2 protein-coding genes are annotated in these 1516 nt (G+C 68.9%); both read left to right on the forward strand.

Features of this window, described 5'->3' with window-relative positions; genetic code table 11:
- Positions 1–1168 (forward strand): CaiB/BaiF CoA transferase family protein (locus AC1DOC_RS33145; protein WP_478131508.1); only part of this gene is annotated, 1168 nt, incomplete at its 5' end.
- On the forward strand, positions 1165–1516 hold a 352-nt coding region (locus AC1DOC_RS33150), incomplete at its 3' end, for a beta/alpha barrel domain-containing protein (protein WP_478131509.1). The genes AC1DOC_RS33145 and AC1DOC_RS33150, both read left to right, overlap by 4 nt.

Consider the following 1516-nt stretch of genomic DNA (forward strand, 5'->3'; position numbering starts at 1 on the left):
GACGCACATGCTGTCCGGCCCCTACGGCACCATGCTGCTGGCCGACCTCGGCGCGCGCACCATCAAGGTCGAGCCGCCCGGCAGCGGCGAAGGCACCCGCCGCCTGCTGGAGAACGACCCGCACTATTCGCGCGACGGCATGGGGGCGTACTACCTCACGCTCAACCGCAACAAGGAGAGCGTGTGCGTCGACCTCAAGACGCCGGCCGGCAAGGCGGTGTTTCTCGATCTCGTGCGCAAGGCCGACGTGGTGTTCGACAACTTCAGCGTCGGCGTGACCGGGCGGCTCGGTATCGACTACGCCTCGCTTGCCAAGGTGAACCCGCGCATCGTCACCTGCTCGGTCACCGGCTTCGGCCAGACCGGCCCGCAGACGCAGCGCCCGGCCTTCGACCAGGTGGTGCAGGCGATGGGCGGCGGCATGTCGATCACCGGCACGCCCGAGACGGGCCCGACGCGCAGCGGCATCCCCATTGGCGACCTCGGCGGCGGCATGTTCGGCGCGATGGGCGTACTGGCCGCGCTGGTGGAGCGCGACCGGACCGGCGTGGGCCAGCACGTCGACATTTCGATGCTCGACGCGCAGATCTCGCTGCTCAACTACATGGCGACGATGCATCTGCTGTCGGGCCATGTGCCCGAAGGCATTGGCAACGGGCATTTCGTGCATGTGCCGTACAACAGCTACCCGACGGCCGACGGCCACGTGATCATCGCGTGCATCGGCGACCCGTTCTTCGATCGCTTCGTCGAGTTCATCGACCTGCCGGCGCTGCGCAAGCCCGAGTACCGCCAGCAGCCGGTGCGCTTCGCGGCCAAGGCCGAGATCGACGCGGTGGTCGGCGAAGCGATGCGCAAGCAGCCGACCGCCCATTGGCTCGAGCGTCTGCGCGAGGCGCGCATTCCGTGCGGCCCGGTCAACAACTTCGAGCAGGCGCTGAGCGATGCACAGGTGCTGGCGCGCGACATGGTGGTCGAGGTGCCGCTGAAGACCGGCGAACGCGTGCGCATGCCGGGCAACCCCATCAAGCTGTCGGCGGCCGACAAGGGCAGGGCGTTCACCTGCCCGCCGGCGCTCGGCGAAAACACGCGCCAGGTGCTCGGCGACCTCGTCGGCTACGCACCCGACAAGCTCGAGGCGCTGCGCGCCGAAGGAGCGATTGCATGAGCGCGAAGGAAGCGATCCACATCACCGACGTCGCGCCGCGCGACGGCTTGCAGAACCAGGCGATCCGCGTCGGCACCGAGGGCAAGCTGCGCCTGATCGAACTGCTGGCCGAGGCCGGCCTGCGCAGCATCGAGGCGGCCAGTTTTGTCTCGCCGAAGGCCGTGCCGCAGATGGCTGACGCCGGCGAACTCCTGCCGCAGGTGCAGGCGCGCTTTGCGGCGCTGCGCACCTCGGTGCTGGTGCCCAACCTCAAGGGGCTGGAGCGCGCGCACGCGGCCGGCGCGAAGGAGATCGCCGTCGTGCTTTCGGCCACCGAGACCATGAACCGCAAGAACATCAACATGGGCC

The organism is Variovorax sp. 01T439_2 (assembly GCF_056398445.1).